Raw genomic sequence first — 19,433 nt, 5'->3', positions numbered from 1 at the left:
CATAACAAACTTGCAAATAATAGCTATTAAACCCAAAGATGTTAATATATTCTTAACAATCAGGCCCTTAGCTTAAACATTAAAATTCCTGCCGCTATTGCAACATTTAAGGACTCTGCTTGTCCTGTAAGTGGAATATATAGATTCATTGAAGTCTCTGATAACATCTCTTGGCTTAAACCATTACCTTCATTTCCCATTACCAAAGCAAAATCTTCATGTCGGCCAACCTGATCATACCTTCTTGCTTGTTCATTTAGTTCACTGCCAAATACTGGAAAATGATTCTTTTTGAAAGCTGCCGTCCACTCACGCAGATCCCCTTCTACCAGTTGAATGTGAAATTGACTGCCTTGCATTGAGCGGACAAGCTTAGGCTGATACATATCAACTGAACCCTGGCTTAAAACAACGCCAGAAAAGCCAGCCGCATCAGCCGTCCTAACCATCGTTCCTACATTACCTGGGTCTTGGATCGTATCTAAAAATAACCAAGCACCCGTTGCGCTTGTAGGAGAAATTTTGAGCTCGTCATCCAGTGAAACTGTCGCAAATACCCCTTGCGGACTAGGAGTTGCACTCAATTGGTGTGCAACCTCGTCTGAAATTTCAAAACGTTCGATTTCTTCGGGCCACAAGTTTTGTGTACTAGTTTGTTCAAAAACAGTAGTCGTTGCCATGATTTCCAAGATATTTTTGTTTGCTTTAATAGCTTCGTTTACTAAATGCCAACCTTCCAGCAAATATTTATTTTGGCGGCTTCTTCCTTTTTTTGTTTGTAATTTTTTCCAATTTTTTACGGACTGATTCCCAGTCGATTGAATGTATTTCATTTTAACTTCCCATTCCTAATAACATTATATTATGCTAATTTTTTTGTCAGACGTAAAACTGCCTGTTGTTTGCCGTTTAAATCTTTTTGCGTTCCGCTAACTATTTGGAGGTGATAGGAACTAGCAATTTTTCTTGTTAATTTCGTATCCATTGCCATTTGCTCATCAGCTAATAAAATTGCCGTCACAGTATTATCTTCTGCTGTATAAAACGCCTGATAAACATTAACTTGAATCTGACTTAAACCTAAATCACCACTAAAAAAGTGGGCGCTGATCCTTGCAGCCGCTTGGGCAGTACTGGTTGCAGTCTTAAATAAATCTTTTTCACTATTAAACTCTAAACCAGGGTTATGAAAAATAAAAGTCAAGCCCTGTTCTGAAAAAGGCGCACAGTCCAGTAAACGAATTTTTTCTGTTGCAGAACCTTCTGAATATAACAATAAGTACAAACAATTCATTTCAAATTCACGCCCACGCATATTTAACAATGGCTCAATATCGTGTAATAAACTTAGTCTTCCTTCTTGCTTTAACTGTCGATAAGAAATCACTTCTATCCTTAGCGACAAGTCTTGTAACTTATCTTTTATCGCTTGAACTATATACTTTTGTATATTTTCACTCATATAAATTTCATACACTGTATTACCCACAGCTTGATATTTAATATCCACAACAACCCACCTCTCGATCTCTTCTTTGTTAATTATACAACGCACAAGGTACCACGTACATGATCCCTGTTTTTAGTTTACTTTAAATTAGCTCACAAAAAAACCCTACTCCAAAATTGGAGCAAGGCCTTAGGGGTTGTATTAATTTGTTTAGGGGGACAAATTAAATAGTTGTCAATAAAAGCAATTGCTTTTAATGTCAACGAGGTAATTATAGCATAGTGAAAATTCATCGACAACCCTTTTCAAAAATGAATCTTTAAAATTGAAAGTAATTATTGCAAAAAAATCCTGTCACAACGGCGACAGGAAGAACAGATATATATAATATGTGCATAGCCACTAGAACAACCGAAATATGTGATAGTTAGTTATAAATTGCTATAAAAGTTTGTGTTCCTTTAAATGACTATGAGGGTAGTATATACCTTTTATTTCAAAAAATCTATTACAAAATCTTTACAATTTATTAACTAAAAGATTTCTTTTTACTAACTATAGGAATTACCACCATTATGCCCGCCGATCAAGCCAGCTCGGTCTAACATCGTCCCTCCTTGTTTCAAACTATGACCAAAAAATAAGGCCTTTGTGCCAAAACCAGCCCTGATATTATCCAGCGTCTTTTCTAGTATTACATGCTTTTCCTGTTTTTTGACCGAAGTAAATAAATTTAACTGCAAGTCTTGCGTAGTAATTAATTTTCCAAAACTAACTGCAATATTTCTAACAGTTTCTTGCTGCCAGTTTTGTCTAAATAACTGAATTAAGTAATGATTTAGTTTATATCCATCACTCGTCGGTTCAATTTTCATTTGTTGTGAAAAGCGGCTCTTACCAGTCTTTTGTGTTGAAGCATAAGAAAAACCAATGCTTAAACTTACACACATAGTTTGTTTATTCCTTTTTCGCAATCTTGCTGCCACTTGCTCCCCGATCTCTTGGATCACAACTTCGATCTCTTCTTGTTTATGATAATCTCGTGGTAGAACCTGTGAATTTCCTAAACTATCATTTTTAACCCGCACTGGTTTTTCCAAATTAGTCCGGTCAATGCCCCAAGCTAAAGCTAATAATTGTGTTCCAATGATCCCCATTTCCTCTTTTAAAAGATAAGGTGTTGTATGTGCAAGATCTTTCATTGAATAGATACCCATCTGATGTAAATGCTTTTCTGTTCGCTGTCCAATACTCCAAACATTCGTCAATTCAGTTATGGGCCAAATTTTATCGGTAAAGTTACCATAATCTAATTCACCCACTAAATCAGATGCATGTTTGGCAAAAAGATCTAGTGCTAATTTAGCCTGTAATGGATTTGAACCGATCCCAACTGTTGTGTATAAACCCAAACGTTCACGCACAGTCCTTTGGATCTGCTGAGCTACTTTTTTAGGACTATTACCAAATAATCGCCACGAATAAGTTAGGTCAAGGATCGTTTCATCAATAGAATATGGGACACAGTCGATCTCTTTGGTATAATGCCAAAAGATCTCGTTAATTTCTAAGTTTTTTTCAATATACAAATTCATCCGCGGCGGTACAATCAATAACTCATCGTTTTTTGGTAAATCACGTTGACGACTCACATTACTGATTCCATAAAGCTTTTTCGCCATCGGAGATGTGGCCAAAATTAACCCCCCATTAGTATTTTCTTGTTCTGACAATACAACTAGCGGTGTTTCCAAAGGATCCAGCCCTCTTTGAGAACATTCTACACTAGCATAAAAAGATTTATTATCTATCAAGAAAAAAACTCCATGTGGCTCCTTTGAATAGTCCATCGCAATCCTCCCCCAAACGTTTTATCCAACATAATTATACGAACATTAGTTCGAATTGTAAATAAAAAAATCATTCAACAACTTTTACACTACAATATAAAAAGCCTATAACAACCTGTGTTACAAGCTTCTATCATTTAGATATTAAATTTTATACTGGTGGATCACATATTTTACATGGCTGTAATCCTTGGGCTTTTGCTTCTTTTAAAGTAGTTGCCTTAAAATTTCCACGTCCATGTGGATGGTTATGATACTTATCACCCGTTGGAGTAACATATACTTTTACATTCTGATCATTACTTTGTTGCTGCGGTTCTACTTGTTGTTGATCATTTCGTCTATTCTCTTGGCCTTGGCCATCAGACGAACCATCAGCATATGTAGCACCAGAAATATTACTTGACCCATCCGCATAGTTTAGCTTCACTCCATCTTGTACATTAAAAATGAATACATTAAATGAAATACTATTGTCTCCGACTGACTTAGACATCAGATGTACCCCACGCGCTAAAAGTTCATTTCCACGGAAAATAGGAGTTACCGAATATCTAACATAATTACTACTACTTTGTTCCAAATATGTTTTTATATCCATTTCAAAGCGTAACATTTCGGGACTATTTAATTGACGTGTACCAGTGATCAAATTTTTCCAATTGTTATTTTCTGCAGATAAAGCCCAACCAATTAAATGTGAACGATTATAAAGATATCCTCCTGATATTGTTTTGTTTTTCCAGCCTGTTGGTGTAACATCCGAAATACTACCACGCTTTTCACCTTGTTTTGGCATAGTGGCTTGACTTAGCATCGCTTCCGCAGATGTAGCGCGGTTTAAACTATCAAGTTCTCCGTATCTTTCCCAAGAACCATTTTTAGTAGACATACCTGCTTTACTAAACGTTGGAACACCATTATTGACGCTAATTGTTTGTGTCCCTTGATATTTTAAATCAGCTAATTCTTTATTTGTGGCTCGTTGTTGTTGGTCAGTTCGATTTGCAGCCTTCTTTTCATCTGATTTTGTTTTCTGAACAGACTCCTGTTTTTCTGATCCCTGAGCTCTATCTTTCTTGAAATCAGCTCCCTTAGTAGTACTTTCTTTTGACGACTCGTCTTTACTAGACGTTACCTGTTCAGTTTTTTTATTACTACTTGTTTGTTTAGAGTCATTAGCTGAACATGCTCCAACCAGCAAAATAGTCATTATCATGGCAAAGAATACGAACGACTTTTTCTGAATCCTATGACTTTTTTTGTTTTCTAAGCAAAAAATAAGGTAAGCAAAAACTACTAACCATGTAACTACAAAAAAACTTTCCATTAATTCTCCCCCTCTTTTAACCAGCACAATAAATAGTCATCACTAATATACCATGTTTGATTTGATAAAGGGAAAAACACAGGAATTTTAAATAGTAGACAATATCAGATTTATACTGTCTACTAACTAATTTTTGTAAAAATATGAATTATTAGAAGACTAAAATTCAATCACTCCTGTTAAAATGAATACGACCAGTACAACTAACCCACCAATAACTGCATGTTTTAAAGCAGGGATAACGATCTTGTTTTCCATAGTTACTCCTCCAAAAGACAATGCGTCTTATATACTCCTTGCACTTCACACTTATAATGTACAACTGGAATTTATTTATTGAATATCGATCAAGTAAAGATTATGTAATTTTTCTAATAATTCATAAAAAATACCGCCCAATTTCAAAAAACATAATTAGGTGGTATTTTTTGGTTGAAGGATACTTTATCTTCTTCATACCTATTTCTTTCTATTCTTTTTTGAATAGTCTTCTATTTTGTATTTTCGACTATCTTGTATTTCACCATAGAGTGTATATATCAAGATGATCACAAATACCGCTGCAAAATATAAAAAAGAGTTCAAAGTAAAGTGAGAATCATCTTTTAATACCGTTGAAGACGGCGGTGCATAAGCAGTTGTTGCATTTGTAAAATCAACAACATTAGTATTAGCTTGATCGTTACCTTTTATATTATCTCCAGAACTTGAATCGTTACTAGAACGAACATTCCTTGCAGCTAAAACTTGAGCTTTACTATAAGTATCAGTTATTTTTCGAACTTCATCTTTTTGAGAAACTGACGAAGCTTGATCACTATTTGATGATACTTTACTTGAGCTTGCTTGCGACTTTTGCTCGTCATTATCATCAGAACGTGTCGATGCATCTACAATGGAGTCAGCACTGGAACTCGGACTACCATCGCCTGAACTCGAATTGGCAGGAGGTGTTATATTATCACTTTCTGTCGAAGAATTATCCTCAGATGAAGCTGGTGACGAGGAACTAGATTGTGAACTACTTGAACTACTTGACTCAGAGGACGATGAACTTGACGAAGACTCCTCGGATGAAGCACTCGAAGATGATGATTCTGAACTAGAGTCAGAGCTGGTACTTGAATCAGAACTCGACGATGGCATATCACTGTCTTGATCATCACTACTGGACTTTGTTTCTTCGAACTTTGAAGATATAGTTTCAAGAGAAGATGAATCATGGTCACTTGCTTCATTTTCTTGTTTTGTTTGCGCTCTGGCTACTTTTTCACTAGTAACATTGCTTGCATTGCTCTGAGATGCATCGACTTTCGGTGCAACTACCGTTAATCCAATTAGTATCCCGATACAACTCAGGCAAGTGTAAAATTTAATGGAGGCTGGTTTATATTTAACCAAAATTTCACTTCCTATAAAAACATGCTTTTTATTAATTACACTAATCTTATCAAATATATGAGGTACATCTTAGCATATTTCAACTAATTTCTAAAGCAGCCATTTATATTAAAGGTAAATTTATTTAGGATTTCTAATATGTCTATTCGTTACGATATATCTATTCCTGATTAGACTGGGAATATTCTACGAAAGTATCGATAAAAATAACTTATTTTTAAAAAAGTTAATTTTTTCTTACATAGTTAGTTGACTACAATCATAATTTAACTTATCATTAGGTTGGACATAAGGTCACGCGCCTGAAGATTAATCTTCATTGCTGCTTCGGTAGTGCACATAGATAATTTAACCCATTCTTGCTGGAGAATGGGCATTTTTAATATCTTGTCTCCTATGAGGATAAAACAAAATTTATATTGTCATAACTACTAATATTTGCTATAATAACTTTTGTTGTGGAGAGTTGGCAGAGTGGTAATGCACCGGACTCGAAATCCGGCGAACCGGCTAATACCGGCGCGCAGGTTCAAATCCTGTACTCTCCTTATTGTACCAAAATAGAACCATTTAAAAAGCCTTGGAATGCCTATTCTAAAGGCTTTTTATTTTTGAGTTCCCATTAAAAATGTCGGGCAAATTATTATGTAATTACTGAAAAATAAAAGAGCTGAGGCATAACTAACTGCGCGATCTCAAAAGATTGAAGCCTTACTGTAACAACGATTGCGTTATTTTAGCCTTTCGCTTTGCTACGACCCAAAATAACGCAATCATCATTACAAGCTTCAAAACATCTTTTGTCTCACTCTCTTTTTGTGTGGAGTAATCAACTCCAGAATGGAATGAAATTCTGATAGTTACAACTAGATTATAGCATAAAAATAAACTCACCTCCGAAAAAGTGAGCTCATTTCATTCAGTCGTGTGTTTCTAAGAATATGTCGGCTATAGGGAATTCCGACAAAAGGTAATATAACATAAATTTATTTAGATGAATAATTGTGCAAAATAAAAATCCTCCGATTTCTCGGAGGTTATTGTTTTAAACTATTCGCTTGCTAATCTACACATAACGTTTAACTTTATTTTGTTTTTAAAAAGATTTCCTCTGCTTATTAAATCAAAACAGAACCATTTAAAATGTATTGAAACACTTATTCTAAAGGCTTTTTATTTTCCAAGCAAAATAGCACCTAGCTTTTCACTAGATGCCTATATATCCATTTTCCTATGCCGTTCTTTTTATAAGGTAGCAATAGCCTAAAACATTTTTACAGTTCTTAAAGTTTTACCTGAATTCTTCCTTATATGACCGTAGTTTAATATCTCAACCTTAAAGCTACCTTAAATGTGCCAATTATTCATTAGCATAATGATATATATAAAGTGCTGCAAGTAGAGTACTGATAGCTTCTATCATCTTACTCGCCTCCTTGACCTGTACTATATAAAATCATCCTTAAAAGAAGCTTAACTGTCATTAGTAATTTAATTATTAGTGACTTTGGGTATTAATTAAGTTTAGTCGTCTAGGCATTGTGGCTTTCATAAGGCAACTGATATACTTTGGTAATTTTCGCATACCCCTTAAAAAATAGCCACTATGGCATACCCTCTTATTATCTTTACAAACTATTTTTCCACGTACTACTGCTTTTGCCCCAGCTCTTTTTTCCATTTTAAATAAAAAAGATCAAAAGGATCCATACGCCAAATATAAATGCATACGTATCCTTTCAATCTATACCTATACCATAATGCTCAAAACAATATCCTAGATGTTACTGATTCCTTACTCCCGTGTACTGGTATTGTGCTCCAACAAACAAATTAATTTCCTGAAACTGTTCGAAATCTCTTTCTAAGTCATCTAAAGAAATATTATCGTCTTGCGGTGTTGTTTCAATGTAAAACTGTTGTCCAACATGTAACCTATATTTCCGGATTTCCATCAACTCAGGATGAAACATTAAATTAACTGAAAAATCAGATTGACTGTCGTTATTGTCAGAAAAATTTAGCCACAACTTAAAACGTGTAAATTTGCCTTCATGAAATTTAATATCCAATAACTCAATATCATTCAAATTCTGGAAGGTACCCTCTATTTTTTCTTTTAATCCATCATTAACTTTTATAAAGACCGGTAGTTTAACTTTTAGAACATACAAAAAACTGTTAGATTTATCTATACCTAAAAAATTATTTGCACTTAATTGATATACTGCCATAAAAAAACCTCTCTCAAATATGCTGAAAGACATCATACCAATCCTATTTCAGGAATTCAAATAAAAATTACTTTTTGTAAGTGTATACATTATTCAAATAAAAAAAAGAGAAAGCAATTGTAAAAAAATTACTTTCCCCTAAACAGTTGTAAAAATCAGGTGGTCCTTACCACCCACTGCTATTCTAATATGTCTCAAAGACTGATGAAATGGTTTTGATAATTCTTAACCTTAATTTAGAAGGCAAAGAAAAACCTTTATTTACTTTCATCTTCTGACTGTAACACAGCCATAAACGCCTCTTGAGGTATTTGAACAGTCCCTACATCTTTCATCCGTTTTTTACCACGTTTTTGCTTTTCAAGTAACTTAGCACGACGATCTGGATCACCTGTATGGATCCGTGAAGTAACGTCCTTACGATAAGCCTTAATGTTAGTCCGAGCAATAATCTTCGAACCGGTTGCAGCCTGGATCGGAATTTCAAAGTTTTGTCGTGGGATAATTTCTTTAAGCTTTTTAGTGATCACACGAGCTCTCTCATCAGCAAACTGTTTATGCGAAATAAAACTCAAAGCATCAACTTTTTCACCGTTCAATAAAATATCGATCTTAACTAGGTCGCTCGGTTGCTCTTTATCAAATTCATAATCTAACGAAGCGTAGCCACGAGTGTTTGATTTTAATTTATCAAAGAAATCAAAAATAATTTCTGCCAATGGCATCTTGTAGATCACATTAACACGCGTGTCATCCAGATAATCCATTGTAACGAATTGTCCACGTTTACGCTGACACAATTCCATTACAGCGCCTACATACTCGCTTGGCACCATAATTTCAGCTCTAACAAACGGTTCGTTGATTTCAGCAATATTAGAGACCTCTGGCATATCTGAAGGATTAGATACCTTAACGTACGAACCATCAGTCAATTCAACGTTATAAGTAACAGCTGGAGCTGTCGTGATCAGATCCATATCGAATTCACGTTCTAAACGTTCTTGAATAACGTCCATATGAAGTAAACCTAAAAAGCCACACCGAAAGCCAAAACCTAAAGCTTGAGAAGTTTCTGGCTCAAATTCCAAAGCAGCATCATTCAACTGCAGCTTTTCCAGTGCTTCACGCAAATCGTTATACTTGCCATTATCCGTTGGATAGAGTCCTGAGTATACCATCGGATGCATCTCACGGTAGCCAGGTAATGGTCTGGCAGCCGGATCATCAGCATTAGTGACTGTATCACCAACACGTGTGTTCTTAATATTTTTGATACTAGCAGTCAAATAACCCACATCGCCTGCCATTAAAAAATCACGTTTTAACGGTTTAGGCGAGTTGACCCCAACTTCAGCAACGTCGTATTCCATACCACTATTCATCATTTTGATCTTATCGCCAGGCTTAACACACCCTTGGGTGATCCTAATACTTAAAACAACTCCACGATAGTCATCATAAACAGAGTCAAATACTAAGGCTTTAAGTGGCGCTTGAATGTCACCCGACGGAGCCGGAACTTTATTCACGATTTGTTCTAACATTTCCGGTATCCCTAAACCAGTTTTACCTGAAGTTAATACCGCATCAGAAGCATCTAAACCGATCAGGTCCTCAATATCTTTACGCACCAGTTCGGGCTCAGCTGATGGAAGATCCACTTTATTAATAACTGGAATAATTTCTAGGTCATCGTCGATAGCCAAATAAACATTTGCTAAAGTCTGTGCTTCGATCCCTTGAGCTGCATCAACGACCAAAACTGCTCCTTCACAAGCCGCTAACGAGCGAGAAACTTCATAAGAGAAGTCAACATGACCTGGTGTATCAATCAAATGAAAAATATAATCTTCACCATCATTTGCGTGATACTTTAACTCAACCGCATTCAACTTGATCGTGATCCCACGTTCTCGTTCAAGATCCATCGAATCCAAAAGTTGTGCTTTCATTTCACGATGAGAAACAGTATCCGTCAACTCAAGAATTCGATCCGCAATCGTGGACTTTCCATGATCAATATGCGCAACGATCGAAAAATTGCGAATATGTTTCTGACGCTCCTTCATTTCTTCTATATTCATTCAGCAAATTCCTGCTTTCTTTTCTGTTATGTTCCTAACAGTACATTATAGCCTGCCAAAGAGTTAACAGTCAATTTATCAATCAGCGTAATAACTTTTTATTCACCATACTTTTCCGGCATAATTAAATCATATTTCAATACTTAAATAAGCTGTTTATATTTATTTAATATGAAATTCCTACTAAAATTAACTAAAGTTCTATTTTGACGAAAGTAATCGCTGTTTTTAAAGAAATTTTTTAGTTTTTTTGAAAAAATTAAAAAAATGTTGCGTACAACCTTGTAAGCGATTTTCTTTTAAGGTAGAATGAATAGTGTTGGTTTTTAGCTTATCAGAGAGAAAGGATGTATTATTTTGCAAAAACAACAAACCGTTGAAGCCGGCGTTGCGATGATGAAAGTTTTAGAATCTTGGGGGGTCAAACATGTTTATGGGTATCCTGGTGGTTCGATCAGTTCCACATTACATGGTCTAGAAGTTGAACAAGAAAACATTAAATACGTACAAGTACGTCATGAACAAGTTGGTGCCTTAGCCGCTGCTGGTCATGCTAAAGCTACTGGTGAAATTGGTGTAGCCTTTGGTTCAGCTGGTCCTGGTGCAGTTAACTTATTGAATGGTTTATACGATGCTAAAGAAGATAATGTTCCTGTATTAGCTATCGTAGGACAGGTGCCTCGTTCAAATGTGAACTATGACTACTTCCAAGAATTTCCAGAAGTTCCTATGTTTACTGATGTTGCAGACTATAACCGTGTTGTTTTGACTCCAGAAAGCTTGCCATATGTAATCGACAAAGCTATCCGTGAAGCATACAAAAATAACGGTGTTTCTGTTGTTGTTATTCCTAACGACATTGGTTTCGAGGAAATTGAAGATGTTCCATTCTCTTCCGCACAATTAACAGACCAAAAAGCAGCTCCACAACCTGAAGCGACTGACGAAGAAGTTAATCATTTACTTGATATGATCAAAAAGGCTAAACGCCCTGTTTTCCACGTTGGTTCAGGTATCAAAGATAACCAAGATAAATTACAAGAGTTATCAGAAAAATTACAAATTCCTGTTGTGATCACTGGTCTAGCCAAAGGTAAAGTAGACGATCATTTTGCAGGTAACATGGGTACTTCTAACCGTGCTGCATCTAAAGCAGCCGACGAAGTATTTGGTTCAGCTGACCTAGTTATCGCATTAGGTGCTAACTTCCCATTTGCTAACTTAGTTTATCGGACTCATGACTTTACATTTGTTCAAATCGATAATGATCGGTCTAAATTTGGTCGTCACCACTATCTTAACTACAGTATCTGGTCAGATTCTGGCAAATTCTTGGACAAAGCCCTAAAATTAAGTGAAAAACAACCAGAATCGCCATTCTACAAAGCTGCTGTAGAAGACATGAAAGACTGGAGAGCTTACCTTGAAAGTTTAATGAACAAAACTGAAGGCGCCCTTGAATACGAGCAGATTTACCGTGAAATCAACCGTATTGCTGAGCCAGATGCACTCTTCTCAGTTGATGTTGGTGATAATATCATTAACAGTTTCCGTTTCTTAGATATGAAACGCGGTCAACAAATGACTATTTCAGCTCTATTCGCAACGATGGGCTGGGGGCTTCCAGGTGCTATGGCAGCACAATTCGCTTACCCAAAACGCCAGGTATTTAACATTGCAGGTGATGGTGCGTTCTCAATGGTTATGCAAGATCTTTTGACATTGAACAAATACAACTTGCCTGTCATTAACATTATTACATCTAATCAATACCTCAGTTTCATTAAGTCAGAACAAGATGACTTGACAATGAACAACTTTGGTATCGATTTGAAGGATGCTAAGTTTAAAGATATCGCTGAAGCAATGGGCGTTCATGGTATCGAAGTTAACGACGCTAAAGATTTGAGAGCTGCTTTTGATGAGGCACTTGAAACTTCTAAAGCAGGTAAACCTGTTTTGATCGACGCAAATATCACAGGTAAACGTGGTATTCCAGTTGAAGAATTACAACTTAAGATCGAAGGCGACCACTTTGTTGAATACATTTCAGATGGTTACCAACAAGCTCATGGTAAACGTTCGATCGAAGAATTCTTCGAAGAATATGATGCTTCAGAATTAAAACCTTTCCCATATTACTTGGAAAAATATGGTGTTGAACTCTAAGATCACACCTCAAAGTAAAAAAAGGCACATCATCCGATGTGTCTTTTTTTATGCGTTACCCGCGTAGAGTTTATTTTATTTTTGGAATTTTGTATATTATCATTTAAGTTGTGAACTACAAGTAAAAAATTATTCGAGGTGTAATCAATGACAGTTTTTCCTGCCGAACGATCTTTATTCTTCAGGTATTTATTTCATAGCGTATCCTGCTCACTGAAACCATCGCAATCTATAGTTGCTGTTAATTACTCAAAAACCAATGACAGTGCCTATTTTCTATTAAGATCAGCTCATAATATTTGGCTTACATTACGTTTAGCTGATCACCCTCTTTGGCTTAAAAACGCCCAACAATTAGAATTTAATTTTGGTAACCCGGCAAACCTAGTTTATTTAAAATCACAACTAGAAAAACAATTATCTAAGCCAAAGCTAAACACTTTTTCATTTACAAGACAAGAATTAGCCATGCTACATTTTTTAATGTACCTTCAACAACAAGGATTAGTTTGTGTATTGCATTTACCAAATAAAACTGAAAAAAATAAAAATAACAAAATTGATATAGACAAAGAACTAAATCAAAACTATTTTTTTATTGGTAATAGAAATAATCTAAACCATCTTTTATTGCCAGTCACTGATCACAACTTTCAGAAAGTAATTTCCCAACTATACGGTAGAAACTTTCTTTTTTCACAATTTAATGCCCATGATTTATTAAAACTCTTGCCGACTAATCAGTGGATCAAACCCGTCCTTGCAGATCTTCAGCCAGAAAATTGGAAATGGCAAGACGTATGTAAAACTAATATCTCCGACAAAGTTTTGTTAAGGCAATTAAAAAAAGCAGCTTCGTTGTCTTGACAGTAAAGTCTTATGACAACAAAGCTACCAAATTAGGCTATCCTATTATTCAAACTCTTCGTATTCATTTGGATCTTGTCCGTCGATACGTCCATCTTGTCGATCCAAAGTATTAATTGCTTTAACTTCATCATCAGTTAATTCAAAATCAAAAACATCAAGGTTTGCACGCTGATGTTTTAAATTTGTTGACTTGGGAAGAGGTACGATTCCACGCTGGATATGCCACCTTAATATGATCTGCCCAACATTTTTATCGTATTTTTCAGCAAGCTTTTTAACGATCGGTTCACTTAAAGCTGAACTACCGCGTCCTAAAGGACTCCATGCTTCAGTTACTATCCCACGTTTAGCGTCTTCTTGTACACGTTGGTCATTGACCCAGTATGGGTGGATCTCAATTTGATTAACGGAAGGTGTTACTCCAGTTTCAGCAATGATCTTATCTAAATGCTCAGGCTCAAAATTGGAAACACCGATCGACTTGATCAAGCCGAGTTTTTGAGCAGTAACAAGTGCTTTCCAAGCTTCAACATATAAGCCTCTCTTTGGTAGCGGCCAATGAATCAAGTATAGATCAAAGTATTCCAAGCCCATCCTGGCTAATGATTCTTTGATCGCGTTTAAAGCATCATCATAACCATGATACTTACCAGGAAGTTTTGACGAAACAAATATTTGATCTCGGGGCACACCAGAATCTCGGATCGCTTTACCGACAATTCCTTCATTATCATAATTTGTTGCACTATCAATTGAACGATAGCCGTCTTTGATCGCTGAAATAATTTGGTGATAACCTATTCCACCACGTAGCTGAAAAGTACCTAACCCAACTTTGGGCAGCTTATAACCATCGTTTAATACTACTTTGGGTATTGCCATATATTACTTCCTCCTCTATGATATCCATTATAGATATTGTAACTCATTTTTCTATTAAAATAATGTGATATGTTTATTGTTGAATAGCTGCCTTTCTCATGTCAACCTCAAAAAAAATAAAGCGGTTTGTTATATACAATGTTCTCTGCTATTATTTTTAGAAAAATCAACTTTAAATACTAATATAAAACTAAATTGTAATAAGCAATTTTCGAAAGGAAAACTATCTATGGACATTAAATTTGAATTTGCTCAAAAAAGTGATCTACCTAAAATCGTCGAAATATATAATCAAACTATCAAATTAAAAACGGTGACAGCTGACACTCAGCCAGTTACGGTTGCTGACAGAAAGTCCTGGTTTGAAGAATATAATCAAAATTCATACCCTTTATGGACTATCAAAAAAGATAATATCATTATTGGTTGGGTCGGTCTAGAACCATTTTATGGCAGAGCAGCATATAGTCAAACTGCAGAAATCAGTTTGTACATAGACGAAAATTATCGTGGTCACCATTTAGGAACAAAAACCCTAAATTTTGTAAAGAGCCAACTTAAATATATAGGGATCAAAAATATTGTTGCTTTTATTTTTAAACAAAACCCAGCCAGTCTTGCTCTTTTTGAAAAACAAAATTTTAACCGCTGGGGATTTTTACCTCAAGTGGCACAAATAGACAATAACTACTTAGACTTAGTTATTATGGGTCAACATTTTGATACCGACTAAATTATTTTCCAGTAGAGTCGTTTTCTAAAAAAAAAGTGCTCCATGATCGTTAGACATTAAAAGCTAATGATCATGGAGCATTTTAATTTATTCGGAGTTTTTTTATAAAAAACTATTTAAACTCAATCGGTGCGAGATAATCATAAATTGGATGAGCAGCTGTTAACTTATGAACTTCTTCTTTTATTTTATTTAATTCAAGTTCATTATCATGATTATTAATGGTTCGTACAATTAGCCGAGCAACTTGGCGACAATCATCTTCTTTAAAACCACGAGTAGTGATCGCTGGAGTCCCTAGACGAATACCAGAAGTTTTGAAAGGACTTAATTTTTCAGCTGGAATTGCTTCTTTGTTAGTGGTGATCGAAACAGAGTCCAAAGCTTCCTGAGCTTGTTTCCCATTCAGCTCTGTTTGTGATAAGTCCAAAGTCAGCAAATGATTATCAGTTCCACCAGAAACAACACGAATATGATCATAATGAGAAAACTCATCAGCCATAGCCTGTGCGTTACGAATAATTTGAGCCGCATATTCCTTAAATTCTGGTTGAAGGTCCTCATATAGCATTGTTGCTTTCGCTGCGATCACATGGTCTAATGGGCCACCTTGAGACCCTGGGAAAACAGCAGAATTGATTTTTTTTGCATATTTTTCTTTGGCAAGTATCAAGCCACCACGAGGACCACGTAACGTTTTATGTGTAGTAGTCGTAACAACATCAGCGTACAAAACTGGATTTGGATGAAGCTTTGCAGCGACCAAGCCAGCAATATGGGCCATATCAACCATTAGATACGCGCCAACATCATCAGCTATTTCACGGAATTTAGCCCAATCGATCGTCCGGCTATAAGCTGAAGCACCTGCAATGATCAAATTAGGCTGTACATCACGTGCAACTTTCAAAATTTCAGCATAATCAAGCAATTCAGTTTCTGAATCTAAACCATAAGAAAAAGATCGATATAATTTACCGCTAAAATTGACCTTCGCTCCGTGTGACAAATGTCCACCCGCATTAAGATCCATCCCCAAGATCTTATCTCCAGGATTTAAAAATGCTGCATAAACTTCTTGATTTGCCTGCGAACCTGAATGAGGCTGTACATTGGCATATTCAGCTCCAAAAAGCTGCTTAGCACGATCAATTGCCAATTTTTCAATAATGTCAACATATTCATTGCCACCGTAATATCGTTTACCTGGATAACCTTCCGAATATTTATTAGTCAGTACCGAGCCTTGTGCCGCCCTAACAGCAGGAGAAACAATATTTTCGGAAGCAATCAGCTCGATATTATTCTCTTGCCTTTGTTGCTCATTTTCAACTGCTTGCCACAATTCCGGATCTAATTTTTGATAATTCAACTGAAGATCAGCCCCCTTTTGTTTTCTAAAGTATATAATAACATGATATTGATTCACAAAATCATAATAAATATAAATTAACCTTACATATAAAAAGACAAGGATTCTCATCCCTGCCTCTTTAAACAATTTAATTAAAAGAAATGACGTATAATATCTTTGATCGGTGGTAATTTTGGAATACGATGTTTCTTAGAAAGATACTGCGTACCAAATTTAGTATAACCTTTTGCTTCATCAGCAACAATTTGTCCAGGAAGTGGTGCATCATCGGCAACATATGCATTGATCAAAACTGGACGGTCCTTAACTTTGTAGGCTTTTTTAAGCGCCATATCAAATTCTTGCTTATTAGTTACTGTGTAACCAATACCACCAGCAGCTTCTGCAAATTTGGCATAATCCATATCTTCTAGATCAATTGCATAGTTCAACTGACCAGCCGATTGTTGCTCATATTGAATAAATGCCAATTTACGATTATTCAAAACAATATTGATCAATGGCATTTTATATTTAGCTGCTGTAGCAAAATCTTCCATTACCATTGCAAAAGCACCATCACCATTGATCGAGATCACTTGTCGGTCTGGATAAACTTGTGAGGCCGCAATTGCAGCTGGTAAAGCACATCCCATCGTTCCTAACCAAGACGAGATCGTATATTGTTGCTTAGGACCAACTGGCAAATAACGAGCGCTCCAAGAAGTTGCTGTACCAACATCAATTGCATAAACAGCATCTTTGGGAGCAGTTTTGTAAATTTGGTCAAATAAAACTTCTGGTGCTAAAGGTAGACTTTTTAATTCTCGTTTTTCTTCAACCCAAGAGTTCCAAGTATCCATATGTTTTTGACAGTTAGCCAAGAATGACCCATCAGTTGGTTCTAGTCCACTATTTAAAATTGCTTCAACAACTTCACCTGCATCGCCATGAATAGCGATATCAGCTGGGAAACGTTTATTTAGGTGGCTAGGCTCAAGGTTGATTTGGATGCTCTTAGCTCGACCTGGCTTAGGCAGATATGCGGTATAAGGATAATTAGTTCCGACCATCAAAACTAAATCTGCAGATTTCATTGTTTGATAAGCAGCCTTAGTTCCCAATTTACCTACCTGCCCTAATGAATTAAGATGATCATCTGGGATCAATCCTTTAGCAGGTAAAGTTTGAATAAATGGGATCTTATAAGTCTCCACAAAGCGCTGCATGATCTCACCAGAGTGTTTGATACCTGTTCCAAACAAGGCTACAGGTTTTTTAGCACGATTCAATAAATCAACAGCTTCTTCAACTTCATCTTGAGGAACAACTGGTTTTTGCAACTTAAATGAGCCTGCAGTTGGTTTGAAAGCAGTAGCTAATTTTTGTTGTGGGATATCATCAGGAATAGTCAACACTGCTACACCGTTTTTTTCATATGCAGTACGAATAGCTTCGTCAACAGTTTCAGCCAAATGATCGACTGAAGTTATCGAACGGTTATAAACAGCTACATCTTCAAATAACTGAGGTGTATTTACTTCCTGAAAGAAACCAGTATTAAGCAAGTTAGACTCCACTTGACCTAATAAAGCTAACACAGGTGCATGGTCCATTTTTGCATCATATAAACCGTTTAGCATGTGTATAGCGCCTGGCCCACCGATTGAAAGACAAACTGCTAATTTGTCAGTCAATTTGGCTTCTGCCGCAGCAGCTAAAGCACCAACTTCTTCATGACGAACCTGGATAAATTTAACTTTATCAGATTGGCGTCTAATGCCATCGACTGTCGTATCAATTGAATCACCTGGTAAACCATATACATGGTCCACGCCCCAAGCAGTTAAAACATCTACTAATCTATCTGCTCCATTTTTCATTACGGTACTATCTCCCTCTGTTAAAAATTTACTAGGAACACGGCTTCCTTGCGTAAGACGCTAACGAGAAAAGAAAAAATGTTCTTATATGGAATATTTGATCTTGTCAACTGTCGGTATTAATACCGTGTCTTTAATTACCAATACAGAATATTGTGCAAGATTCAGTTTACCGCAATCTTTTCTTTTTTTCAAAGGATTTTCACAAATTAATGAAAGGAATTCATGAAAATAACTGAAAAAGAATTCAAACTTTGCCAAATGGATGTTAATCCAAATTTTCTTTAATAAAACTAATAATCAAATCAACGATTTCAGGCTGTAAGTAAGCCTCATCCATATGAACCGCACCTTCTAATTCAATTAAATCCGTTACATGTCCATTTTCATTCAATTTTTCATATAATTTTCTTGAATCAGCAACTGGAACAACTTCGTCTTTGGTCCCATGCAAAATCAAAAATGGAACTTTATTTTGGGCAGTATATTGAAGTGGATCAGCTTTTGCATCAAGTTGTGGTGCTTCTTCAGGTTCTGTACCTAATAAGTTACGGTAAACAAAATCAAAGTCAGGTGAAGCACTATTTACTTTAGCAGATAACGGATCTACTACTCCATACCATGGTATAGCAATTGAAACAGCACTACTTTCATCGAGGTAACTCCCCTGATCATATTCAGTCATATCATTAGTTAAAGCCGTCATACTAGCTAAATGACCACCAGCAGATTCACCCATCACGACCACCTGATCTTTATTGATTTGGTATTTATCCGCGTGTGCTTTCAGATAACGAATAGCTGCTTTAGCATCTTCAAGTTGGGCAGGCCAGTTAGCAATATTACTATGCCGGTATTCAACACTTGCTACAACAAACCCCGCACGAGCGAAATCAACTAAATTAGGCAAATGAACATTATGGTCAACATCCATCCAACCCCCACCAGCAAACCAAACTAACAAAGGCATTGATTTTTCCTGTTTTTCAAAGTGCCTGATCACTGTTAATTTCAAATCACGTGTTGCATGACCTAACCAACCTGGTACCTGAGCATAAGTTACATCACTATCTTGCCATAAACCACTGCGTTTTTTATCAATTTTAATAGTTTTCTTCAAACTTTAAACCTCCAATTATTAAATTAACATAGGTAAAATCGATGAATTATATTTCACTCGACTCATAAAA

The 19,433-nt window shown here is 35.9% G+C and carries 14 protein-coding genes and 1 tRNA gene; 4 read left to right on the top strand and 11 right to left on the bottom strand.

Translation table 11 applies throughout. From position 1 onward, the window contains the following. Positions 1-59 precede the first annotated feature (59 nt). The 5 genes from LACPOB_RS0106850 to LACPOB_RS12280 all read right to left on the bottom strand — a co-directional run bounded on the left by LACPOB_RS0106850 (position 60) and on the right by LACPOB_RS12280 (position 6,031). Positions 60-833 (bottom strand): TrmH family RNA methyltransferase, encoded by a 774-nt coding sequence (locus LACPOB_RS0106850; RefSeq protein WP_017868089.1) that lies wholly within the window; start codon positions 831-833, stop codon positions 60-62. 29 nt (positions 834-862) lie between these two features. Beyond that, positions 863-1,510, bottom strand: a complete 648-nt coding sequence (locus LACPOB_RS0106845; protein ID WP_017868088.1) for a hypothetical protein — start codon at positions 1,508-1,510, stop codon at positions 863-865. Positions 1,511-2,001: 491 nt separating this feature from the next. After that, a complete protein-coding gene (locus tag LACPOB_RS0106840) occupies positions 2,002-3,300 on the bottom strand; it encodes a Y-family DNA polymerase (RefSeq protein ID WP_017868087.1) in 1,299 nt (432 codons plus the stop codon). Between the two features lie 151 nt (positions 3,301-3,451). Continuing rightward, positions 3,452-4,630 (bottom strand): DNA/RNA non-specific endonuclease, encoded by a 1,179-nt coding sequence (locus tag LACPOB_RS12285; RefSeq protein WP_017868086.1) that lies wholly within the window; start codon positions 4,628-4,630, stop codon positions 3,452-3,454. Positions 4,631-5,089: 459 nt separating this feature from the next. Further along, positions 5,090-6,031 carry a hypothetical protein gene (locus tag LACPOB_RS12280; protein WP_017868084.1) on the bottom strand — a complete coding sequence of 314 codons (942 nt, stop codon included), beginning with the start codon at positions 6,029-6,031 and terminating at the stop codon, positions 5,090-5,092. A 460-nt stretch (positions 6,032-6,491) separates the two neighbouring features. On the opposite strand from LACPOB_RS12280, the gene LACPOB_RS0106815 reads away from it, so the two are divergent. Next, positions 6,492-6,579: transfer RNA gene (locus LACPOB_RS0106815), tRNA-Ser, on the top strand. A gap of 1,236 nt (positions 6,580-7,815) precedes the next feature. On the opposite strand, the gene LACPOB_RS0106810 is transcribed toward LACPOB_RS0106815, so the two are convergent. Both LACPOB_RS0106810 and lepA read right to left on the bottom strand, forming a co-directional pair. Continuing rightward, the gene (locus LACPOB_RS0106810; protein WP_017868082.1) at positions 7,816-8,265 is read right to left on the bottom strand and encodes a hypothetical protein; all 450 of its coding nucleotides are present in this window, start codon (positions 8,263-8,265) and stop codon (positions 7,816-7,818) included. A gap of 257 nt (positions 8,266-8,522) precedes the next feature. Beyond that, positions 8,523-10,352, bottom strand: coding sequence for a translation elongation factor 4 (gene lepA, locus LACPOB_RS0106805; RefSeq protein WP_017868081.1), 1,830 nt, complete (start codon positions 10,350-10,352; stop codon positions 8,523-8,525). Between the two features lie 393 nt (positions 10,353-10,745). Between lepA and spxB the strand changes: the two genes are divergently transcribed. Next, positions 10,746-12,521, top strand: coding sequence for a pyruvate oxidase (gene spxB / locus LACPOB_RS0106800; protein WP_040532959.1), 1,776 nt, complete (start codon positions 10,746-10,748; stop codon positions 12,519-12,521). A 147-nt stretch (positions 12,522-12,668) separates the two neighbouring features. Continuing rightward, positions 12,669-13,388, top strand: a complete 720-nt coding sequence (locus LACPOB_RS0106795; protein ID WP_017868079.1) for a hypothetical protein — start codon at positions 12,669-12,671, stop codon at positions 13,386-13,388. A gap of 45 nt (positions 13,389-13,433) precedes the next feature. Here the strand turns inward: LACPOB_RS0106795 and LACPOB_RS0106790 are convergent, their stop codons facing one another. Continuing rightward, a complete protein-coding gene (locus LACPOB_RS0106790; protein WP_017868078.1) occupies positions 13,434-14,273 on the bottom strand; it encodes an aldo/keto reductase in 840 nt (279 codons plus the stop codon). Positions 14,274-14,502: 229 nt separating this feature from the next. Here LACPOB_RS0106790 and LACPOB_RS0106785 point away from each other — a divergent pair, with 229 nt between their 5' ends. Further along, entirely contained in the window at positions 14,503-15,006 is a 504-nt protein-coding gene (locus LACPOB_RS0106785; protein ID WP_017868077.1) for a GNAT family N-acetyltransferase, read from the top strand. 112 nt (positions 15,007-15,118) lie between these two features. Here LACPOB_RS0106785 and glyA read toward each other — a convergent pair whose 3' ends face one another. From glyA to LACPOB_RS0106770, 3 genes are all read right to left on the bottom strand, one after another. Beyond that, positions 15,119-16,378 carry a serine hydroxymethyltransferase gene (gene glyA, locus LACPOB_RS0106780; RefSeq protein ID WP_017868076.1) on the bottom strand — a complete coding sequence of 420 codons (1,260 nt, stop codon included), beginning with the start codon at positions 16,376-16,378 and terminating at the stop codon, positions 15,119-15,121. A gap of 134 nt (positions 16,379-16,512) precedes the next feature. Further along, complete coding sequence (locus LACPOB_RS0106775; protein WP_017868075.1) at positions 16,513-18,243, bottom strand: pyruvate oxidase; 1,731 nt, start codon at positions 18,241-18,243, stop codon at positions 16,513-16,515. 268 nt (positions 18,244-18,511) lie between these two features. Then, complete coding sequence (locus LACPOB_RS0106770; protein ID WP_017868074.1) at positions 18,512-19,363, bottom strand: alpha/beta hydrolase; 852 nt, start codon at positions 19,361-19,363, stop codon at positions 18,512-18,514. Positions 19,364-19,433: the final 70 nt, after the last annotated feature.

The organism is Ligilactobacillus pobuzihii E100301 = KCTC 13174 (assembly GCF_000349725.1).
Taxonomy (GTDB): domain Bacteria; phylum Bacillota; class Bacilli; order Lactobacillales; family Lactobacillaceae; genus Ligilactobacillus; species Ligilactobacillus pobuzihii.
This window is presented reverse-complemented; position numbering and strand designations above follow the sequence as displayed.

What these genes read in the sequence shown, in the direction of transcription:
- LACPOB_RS0106850 (WP_017868089.1), bottom strand. Translation starts at nt 833, where the DNA reads ATGAAATACATTCAATCGACTGGGAATCAGTCCGTAAAAAATTGGAAA.
- LACPOB_RS0106840 (WP_017868087.1), bottom strand. Translation starts at nt 3,300, where the DNA reads ATGGACTATTCAAAGGAGCCACATGGAGTTTTTTTCTTGATAGATAAT.
- LACPOB_RS12285 (WP_017868086.1), bottom strand. Translation starts at nt 4,630, where the DNA reads ATGGAAAGTTTTTTTGTAGTTACATGGTTAGTAGTTTTTGCTTACCTT.
- LACPOB_RS0106810 (WP_017868082.1), bottom strand. Translation starts at nt 8,265, where the DNA reads ATGGCAGTATATCAATTAAGTGCAAATAATTTTTTAGGTATAGATAAA.
- lepA (WP_017868081.1), bottom strand. Translation starts at nt 10,352, where the DNA reads ATGAATATAGAAGAAATGAAGGAGCGTCAGAAACATATTCGCAATTTT.
- spxB (WP_040532959.1), top strand. Translation starts at nt 10,746, where the DNA reads ATGATGAAAGTTTTAGAATCTTGGGGGGTCAAACATGTTTATGGGTAT.
- LACPOB_RS0106795 (WP_017868079.1), top strand. Translation starts at nt 12,669, where the DNA reads ATGACAGTTTTTCCTGCCGAACGATCTTTATTCTTCAGGTATTTATTT.
- LACPOB_RS0106790 (WP_017868078.1), bottom strand. Translation starts at nt 14,273, where the DNA reads ATGGCAATACCCAAAGTAGTATTAAACGATGGTTATAAGCTGCCCAAA.
- LACPOB_RS0106785 (WP_017868077.1), top strand. Translation starts at nt 14,503, where the DNA reads ATGGACATTAAATTTGAATTTGCTCAAAAAAGTGATCTACCTAAAATC.
- LACPOB_RS0106775 (WP_017868075.1), bottom strand. Translation starts at nt 18,243, where the DNA reads ATGAAAAATGGAGCAGATAGATTAGTAGATGTTTTAACTGCTTGGGGC.